At 44.0% G+C, this 6,895-nt stretch carries 5 protein-coding genes; all 5 read right to left on the bottom strand.

From position 1 onward, the window contains the following. Window positions 1-566: 566 nt before the first annotated feature. A complete protein-coding gene (locus tag BW928_RS06120) occupies window positions 567-2,012 on the bottom strand; it encodes an alanine/glycine:cation symporter family protein (protein WP_076555354.1) in 1,446 nt (481 codons plus the stop codon). Window positions 2,013-2,102: 90 nt separating this feature from the next. Then, complete coding sequence (locus tag BW928_RS06115) at window positions 2,103-3,593, bottom strand: aldehyde dehydrogenase (protein ID WP_076555353.1); 1,491 nt, start codon at window positions 3,591-3,593, stop codon at window positions 2,103-2,105. A gap of 10 nt (window positions 3,594-3,603) precedes the next feature. Next, window positions 3,604-4,470: a 4-hydroxy-tetrahydrodipicolinate synthase gene (dapA, locus tag BW928_RS06110; RefSeq protein WP_076555352.1), complete on the bottom strand. Its 867-nt coding sequence runs from the start codon at window positions 4,468-4,470 to the stop codon at window positions 3,604-3,606. Between the two features lie 45 nt (window positions 4,471-4,515). Continuing rightward, complete coding sequence (locus BW928_RS06105) at window positions 4,516-5,781, bottom strand: NAD(P)/FAD-dependent oxidoreductase (protein ID WP_076555351.1); 1,266 nt, start codon at window positions 5,779-5,781, stop codon at window positions 4,516-4,518. Between the two features lie 2 nt (window positions 5,782-5,783). Next, a complete protein-coding gene (locus BW928_RS06100) occupies window positions 5,784-6,743 on the bottom strand; it encodes a proline racemase family protein (RefSeq protein ID WP_076555350.1) in 960 nt (319 codons plus the stop codon). Between the last annotated feature and the right edge of the window lie 152 nt (window positions 6,744-6,895).

Genomic DNA, 6,895 nt, shown 5'->3' with positions numbered 1-6,895 from the left:
AAGTAATGGTAATTTGTGTCTTCATAACCGTAAATTACCAACTTTTGTGCAAGTTGTCTTTTTAGTTTTTGTTACAGCATACTTTTTGGACTACTACCAGTTCTTTTAGCTTGGCATTTTCCCAATGACTCAAATAATTCCACCTTGTCTGCCCCACATTATTCACCGTGCTTGCTGTACTGTCGCCTATGGTTGTGCCTAGGGTTGCTGATAGGGTTCCTACTACCTATCATAAATTATAACCCCACCGATCAAAAACATTCTCCTTTAGGCTACCACTTTTACAAACACATTACAAATAAAAACTCTAACAAAATATATAAATACGGCAAAAAAGATAATTTAATCGTTTTATAAAGAGGAAGGGTTTCCAACAAAGATTTTTATTTAAATCACACCCCACCCTTCGACCATCAGGCAAGCAAACTAAAATAACTTAGGCAAAACCAAGCACAAAAGCCAAACTCTGTATCATACAAAACTAAGCCTTATGGCTTGGTTGCCAAGTTTAGATTTTGGTCTTTAAACCCATCAAAATCAAGCATGATTCAATAGACCAAACACAATCACTGCTTATGCTTATCACTATAGCCAACCCAAAAATCAGCATTGTCAATACCCACCTTTCTTGGGTCAAAAACAGGATTTATGCCTTTTTTCATTTGTGCATCATAGTCTTTTAGCACCTTAAAGGCGGTTTTGCCAAGCAATACGATGGCGATAAAATTAAGGTAACACATGGCACCAAAGCCAATATCGCCCAATGCCCACATCATGCCCGTTGATTGCACACTGCCAACATAGCAAATAATTAAAAATACAATTTTTAGTATTACTTTTAAATACGGATAACGCAGTTTATTATCCAAATACACCAAGGTTGTTTCGGCAATATAATAATAAGCAAGCAGGCAAGTCCATGCAAATAAGAATATGGCTATTGCAACGAACGCAGGGCCAAAATCCAAAAACACGGTTGAAATCGCCGCCTGTGTAAATGCCGTACCAGCCGCCACATTTGGCACATTTTCAACCAGCATGGTACCATCAGGACCTGCAACATTGTACATGCCTGTTGAGAGAATCATTAATGCTGTCGCCGTACAGACAAGCACAGTATCCACATAAACCGAAAAGCTCTGCACCAACCCTTGTTTGGCAGGGTGCGATACTTCGGCAGCCGCCGAGCTAAATGTCGCCTCGCCCGCACCAGCAACATTAGAAAAAACCGCACGGCGGACACCCCAAGAAACTGCCGTGCCAACAATACCACCAAACACTGCATCCATGCCAAATGCACTTTTTACAATTAGGGCAGTCATGCTAGGTATGGCAGAAATATTTGCAACTAGCACCACTGCCATCATTAAAATGTAGAATATCGCCATCAATGGAACAACTTTGTCAGCAAATCTAGCAATCCGCTTAATGCCGCCAAAGATAATAAAGGCCAACGGCATAATCACAATCAAACCTGTTATCGCTGGAGATAGCCCAAAAGCGGTGCTAAACGAATCACTGATTGTATTTGCCTGCACACCTGGCACCAAAACCCCATAAGACAGACAAATAACAGCCGCAACAAAAATTGCAAACGGCTTCATTTTTAAACCTTTTTCGATATAATAAGGCGAGCCACCGCGATACTGCTTATCGGCACTTTCTTTATAGACCTGAGCCAGAGTGGATTCAATAAAAGCACTTGCCCCACCCAATAGCCCCATGACAATCATCCAAAACACCGCACCCGGCCCACCAGCTGCAATTGCGGTAGCCACGCCAGCGATGTTGCCCACACCAATACGGCCAGACAACGCCATACAAAACGCCTGAAATGAGCTAACGCCTTGCCCCGAATTGTTTTTGTCAAACAATAGGCGAATCATCTCTTTAAGATAGCGAAATTGCACACCCCTTGTAGCAACAGTAAAATAAATTCCCACAGCCAAAGCCAAATACACCAGAGCATCGCTCCAAATATAACCCACTATTGTATTGATAAAACCTTCCATATCCATTTCCTTAAGTTGCAAAAACCCTACCAATGGAATACAAACTCCAAAGGTTGTTACCACAAGTAGGGTTTTAAAAGTCCTTATTGCTTAGCAGATTGCCCAGATGGTCTTGGTTTGGCAATATTGCTCCAATGCCTCCAGTCCATTGTCCCTGCCGCCAAATCCTGATTGCTTGTAGCCGCCAAATGGGGTTGTAATATCACCCTCTGAGAAGCCATTAATTGATACCGTGCCAGCTTGGATTTGTCTTGCAACCGACAATGCACGCTTGAGATTTTGGGTATAAAATGACGCTGCCAGACCATAACTGCTGTCATTTGCCAGCCTTACCGCTTCTTCTTCGCTGTCAAATGCCGTTACAGCCAAAATAGGGCCGAACACTTCTTCTTTAAACAAAGTCATGTCAGCAGTTACATTCTCAAAAATAGTCGGTTCGATATACCAGCCACTGCCCATGTCTGCACATACCTTGCCACCTGTCAGCAATGACGCACCTTCGGATTTGGCGGTTTCTAGATAATGCACCACTTTGTCAAAGTGTGCCTGCTCAATCATCGGGCCTAGCACAACATCATCTTGTCGTGGGTCGCCCAATTTCCAAGCGGCAAGCCCTGCAACCAGTTTGTCAAGCAAAAGCTGTTTTTTGCTGCTATGCACCAGCAATCTGGAGCCGCAGCTGCAGTTTTCGCTCATATTCCAAAAAGCTGCAGACAAGACATTATTAACCATATCTTCATCAATAACAGCGTCTTCAAAGACAATCTGAGGACTCTTGCCGCCGCATTCTAGGACAATTTCTTTTAGATTGCTTTGTGCTGAATACTGCAAAAATAACCGCCCTACCTCAGTTGAGCCAGTAAAAGACACCATATCAATATCCATGTGTCTGCCAATGGCTGCACCCACAACCTCGCCGCGTCCACAGACCATCTGCAAAGCATCTTTTGGCACGCCTGCCTCATAAGCCAGCTCAATCATGCGATAAGCCGACAGGCTGGTCAGTTCGGCAGGCTTGACAATGACGCTGTTGCCCATGATTAATGCAGGTGCCACCTTCCAAGCAAACATCTGTGCAGGAAAATTCCACGGAAGTACAGCAGCCACCACGCCAATGGGTTCTTTGACAATCCAAGAAACCACACCGCCATCTGTTGGTGCCACCTTGCCAAAAACCTTATCAATCGCCTCGGCATACCAATCAAAAGTATCCAGCGTTGCTGGCATATCGGTATTTATGCACTCGCTGATTGGCTTGCCAGCATCAATGCAATCCAGTGCTGCCAATTCTTCGGCGTGTTTTTTCATAAGGGCTGACCACGCCTGCATGATTTGCTTTCTTTGGGCGGGGGATTTGTCCTTCCATGTGCCATTATTAAAGCAAGCTCGTGCAGCCTTGACCGCTTGATTGACATGCTCTTCGGTGGCATCATCAATTGTGCCAATCGCACTGTTGTCAATTGGGGTGGTATTGGTCATTGTGGACTGACATGGGTCAGCACCGACAATCAAATTGCCTGCATACAATACGCCCTGCTTGGCTGCCGAAAAAACAGCCTCTTTATTTTTTGGTGTTGTCATGATACAAACCTCAACTATTTAACAATGATAAAAATTCTTGTTTGTCTTCATTACTAATATCAACCAATGGCAGTCGAACTCCACCGACATCAACCGTACCTTTTAGACAACCAATTTTGGCTTTTTGGTTATAATCGCCAGATTCCATCGAGCAGATTGCAGGATAAATTTTGCTCATGATGCGGCGAGCCTCGTCCCAGTTTTCGTTGCAAGCAGCTTGATAAATCGCCACTTGTTCATCAGGGAATACATTGGCAGCACCTGCAATCCAACTTCTGGCTCCCCAAAAGAAGAAATCCACAGGCTGGTCATCACAGCCGCATACAATCTCAAAATTTGCAAACTTAGCCCGCAACATTCGCAAAGCATGGCTAAAATTACCACTGCTTTCCTTAATGCCTATAATATACGGATTTTTGGACAAATACTCAACCGTTTCAAACTCAATATTAACGCCAACACGAGCAGGGAAATTATACATGATGATGGGCATTTTTACCGTATTTGCCACTTTTTCAAAATGAGCAATAATCCCTGCTTGCTCTGGCAAGCTGTACGGATTTGCTGACAACATCAACCCTTCATAACCCATTTGCTTGGCTTGATGGGCAAGTTCAATGGTATAATCTGTTGATAGGCTATTGATGCCAGCAATTAGGCTAACTTTGCCTTTGGCGTGCTTGGCGATGGTTGTCATCACCACCTCGCGTTCTTTTGGTGATAAGGCATAATACTCGCCAGTTGTGCCACAAGCCACGATACCAGCCACGCCTTTGTTAATCAAACAACCAACCAATTTCTCCAAAGTTGGTACATCTACCGCACCATTTTTGTCAAATGGGGTAACAATTGGCACCAAAACACCATGAATATTCATCTAGCATCTCCTTAATTTGCTATGTTTATTAAAACTTAATAAATATTACTTTAATGGTTGCCCAAATCGCTCTAATTTGTAGGCAGTGCAATCAATGGCTGTCGGTCTGCCAAAGTGCAAATCGCTAATTATCTGCCCACTTACCACTGCCTGCGTCAGCCCTAGATGCTGATGCCCAAAATTTAGATAAACCCTACCAATCTTATCAATCACAGGTAAGGAATCCGCTGTTGATGGCCTAAACCCCATCCAAGGCGTAGATTGTGAGCTGTCCAAATCCTGATTAAACATAGGATTGGCAAGTTTGAGCAAATTATAGGCACGCTGCATATTGGGCGGTTTTTTTAGCCCAGCAAACTCAACAGTGCCTGCAAGCCTAAGCCCTGAGTGCATCGGCGTCATGATAAAGCGGCGATCCATACTCGTTACAGGGATATGTAGGCGATTGTGTTCATTGGGCAACATCAAATGATAACCTCGTTCGGTATCAAGAGGTACTTCAACGCCAGTTGCCTGTGCGACAAGCGACTTTGAAAATGCACCAGCACTGATCAAAATATTTGGTGCCATGATTTCACCTTGTGTGGTTATCAAGCGTACAAACTGCCGCTCATTGTAAATTCTCCAAACCTTGCAGCCCTCATAAATAACACCGCCCATGCCAATAAAATGCCCAATCAATGCTTTGTACATTGCAGATAGATTGCCAACATGACCCGTATCTGGAAAAAATAACGCCCCCAGTTGATTTTTTGCCAAAGCAGGCTCTCTGGCAAGCAATTCATGCTGAGTGATAAAAGTATTTGCCACGCCAAGAGCGGCCAATTTTTTGCCATGCTGGCGAAGCGACAATAAAGAAGACTCACTTTCTGCCACCAGCAAGGAGCCTTTGGCAAAAACCCAATTAGCCAGCCCCCATTTGTGCGAAAAATCCTGCCAAGCGGCTAGACTTACGCCATTGATTTGCTTTAATGCCGCATGAATTTTTTGTGATGGCTCTTTTTTCATTGATAATAGCAGCTTCATAGCCCATGGCAATAATTTGGGCAGATAAGTCCAATCAATCCTTAAAGCCCCCAAAGGATCAAACAGCATGGCAGGCAACTGTTTGATAATGCCAAAGTCTGCAATTGCAAAAACTTGCTCCGTTGCCAAATGCCCTGCATTGCCAAAAGATGCACCAGCAGCCACTTTATCGGCTTCCAAAATAGCCACAGACTGACCCTGAGACTGCAACTGCAATGCTGCACACAGTCCAATCACACCGCCGCCTATGACATAAAAATCAGCACCAGAGTTGATTGCGTTCATGGTTAAAATCCCCAGCAAAATGGATCGTCTGCCTGCATGATAAGTTTGGTTTCGGCACTGATATAGGCATTGCCCCGAATGGTTGGGACAATTGTTACGCTCCCATATTGATTGTGGTTGCCAGCCGTCTCATAGCTTGCCAAAAATACACTGCCTATAATGCTCTCTTGTCGCCATACGGTTTTTGGCCGTAGCTTGCCATCAGCTGCAAGACAAGCAATCTTGGCACTGGTGCCTGTACCACACGGCGAACGATCATAGACCCCACCTGGGCATAGAACAAAGTTGCGACTGTCGGCAATATTTGATTCATCAAATAATTCAATATGGTCAATCTCTTTGCCATCAGCTCCGACAATGCCTTGATTTTTCAGGGCTGATTTGATTTTTAAAGCCAGCTCGGTTAATTGCTTGACATTTTGCAGGTGCAGATTTTGCCCATGATCATTCACCAAAAAGAACCAGTTGCCACCCCATGCAACATCGCCATGGACAACACCCAAATCAGGCACCTTAAGCCTGACTTGCTTTTGGTAGCGATAAGATGGCACATTGGTAATGCTACAACTGCCATCATGATGCAAGGTAGCCGTAACAATCCCCACAGCAGTCTCTAAGCGATGCTCACCGACCCCAATTTTCCCCTGATAAGCCAAAGATGCAATCACCCCGATACTGCCATGCCCACACATACCAAGATAACCCTCGTTATTAAAAAATATAACGCCAGCAACCGCAGAATCATCACTTGGTGGCACAAGCAAAGCACCAACCATCACCTCGCTACCTCGCGGCTGCAAAATAATAGCTTGACGAAGATGGTCGTAATTTTGTTTAAAATCATTCAGCTTATCGGCAACGGTATCACCAAGCAGCCTAGGAAACCCTTGGTATACCATACGCGTAGGCTCGCCACCAGTATGTGAATCAATCAGATAAATGCAGATATCTTGTTGGTTCATGGTTATTCATTCCTTGTTGATTTTTGGCCAACTTTTGGTTTATGTTAGCGGTTTGGCGAATATAATGCTTGATAAATTTCTAACAAAAAACGCCGAATTTGGCACAGTTTGGTAAAATTATCCTTATATTTGCTATAATTTTTATATGATGG

Source organism: Moraxella cuniculi DSM 21768, assembly GCF_900156515.1.
GTDB classification, from domain to species: Bacteria; Pseudomonadota; Gammaproteobacteria; order Pseudomonadales; family Moraxellaceae; genus Moraxella; species Moraxella cuniculi.
Note: the sequence above shows the minus strand (reverse complement) of the source record. Positions and strands in the feature narration are given on the sequence as shown.